We start from the raw sequence: 1,066 nt of genomic DNA, 5'->3' as shown, positions 1-1,066 counted from the left end.
TTATGACTTGGCTACTCAAAAAACGGATAAGATTTCGACCGAGAGACAATGGTTATTATACAGATAACCGTGATACTGAAGGTTTTGAGGTATTGATTAGCGAAGCTGTTCAACTACCTACATGTTTAGTAAATTAATCATCATGGCCACTGGCACGACATCGGTGAATTTGAGAGGAATGATGGAACTAAAACGACTCGATGCTTCAAATGACAATTTTTCATGCTCAATGAGCATGTAAGAAGCGATTGAACTTATTAATGAACTGAGTATGCAACTCATAGACCCAGAATGTACTATTGCCGAAATTGTATTGGATGTTACAAACCACTAAACCTTATATGTAACCCAGCTCATTATGATAACTATTGAAGAATACCCAGCACTAAAATTAATTCTTTGGGATTACCGTAAACCTGAAATTGAGGAAGCTTTAGCTTATGAATATTACGAGCAACGGTTATCTAAATGGTTTGACAAAGATGAGTTGTCAGAACATGAATTATTGCTTGTAACTGAATTAGCCGAACGATTCGGTTATGGAGTAGATTTATTTGGATAACTATCGTGTATAACCGTGAACATCATCAAAAAATAAGCAAGCTTGTTGACTGTTTGGACAAACTTATGATTTGGCCTCTAACTATATAAATTAATTGTATTAGTGTGATTACCGATTTTGTAATATTTCAAGAAATACCATTTTTCTAAAATAAAAAAAGAGCCGTGAATGAAACTGGTTTTTTTGGCCAAATTACTATCGTAATTTTAAGAGTTTTCCGCCGGGGTTTCCTGATCGCTTTTTCAGTTGCCTTTAGTTTCTGTTGTTGGCTCAAAGGTTTTTCTACTGGTTCATATAATCCGTTTGCAATTTTTAAATATAAATCAGATGCAATGTAGTGGAATATTATCAACAGGAAAAGCGCCATCAACATCGCAAGATCCTTAATTGTGTTAAGATCGTCTATTTTAAATTTTAGAGGTTTGGGACCGTTTTTTTCTATTCCCCCCGTTACTGTGCGCACGGTAACACTAATTACCACCGCACGGTAACACTAATTACCAC

Annotated in this window: 2 protein-coding genes; one reads left to right on the top strand and one right to left on the bottom strand. The window is 35.3% G+C overall.

Going from position 1 to position 1,066, the window contains the following annotated elements:
* The first annotated feature begins 358 nt into the window (after window positions 1–358).
* Window positions 359–562, top strand: a complete 204-nt coding sequence (locus tag N7931_RS19285) for a hypothetical protein (RefSeq protein ID WP_262795966.1) — start codon at window positions 359–361, stop codon at window positions 560–562.
* Window positions 563–707: 145 nt separating this feature from the next.
* Here N7931_RS19285 and N7931_RS19280 read toward each other — a convergent pair whose 3' ends face one another.
* Window positions 708–1,025 carry a hypothetical protein gene (locus N7931_RS19280; protein ID WP_262795965.1) on the bottom strand — a complete coding sequence of 106 codons (318 nt, stop codon included), beginning with the start codon at window positions 1,023–1,025 and terminating at the stop codon, window positions 708–710.
* Window positions 1,026–1,066: the final 41 nt, after the last annotated feature.

The organism is Catenovulum sp. 2E275, assembly GCF_025515275.1.
GTDB lineage: Bacteria > Pseudomonadota > Gammaproteobacteria > Enterobacterales > Alteromonadaceae > Catenovulum.
Note: the sequence above shows the minus strand (reverse complement) of the source record. Positions and strands in the feature narration are given on the sequence as shown.

Excerpts from the sequence above, each read along its gene's own strand:
- N7931_RS19285 (WP_262795966.1), top strand. The coding sequence starts at position 359 with ATGATAACTATTGAAGAATACCCAGCACTAAAATTAATTCTTTGGGAT.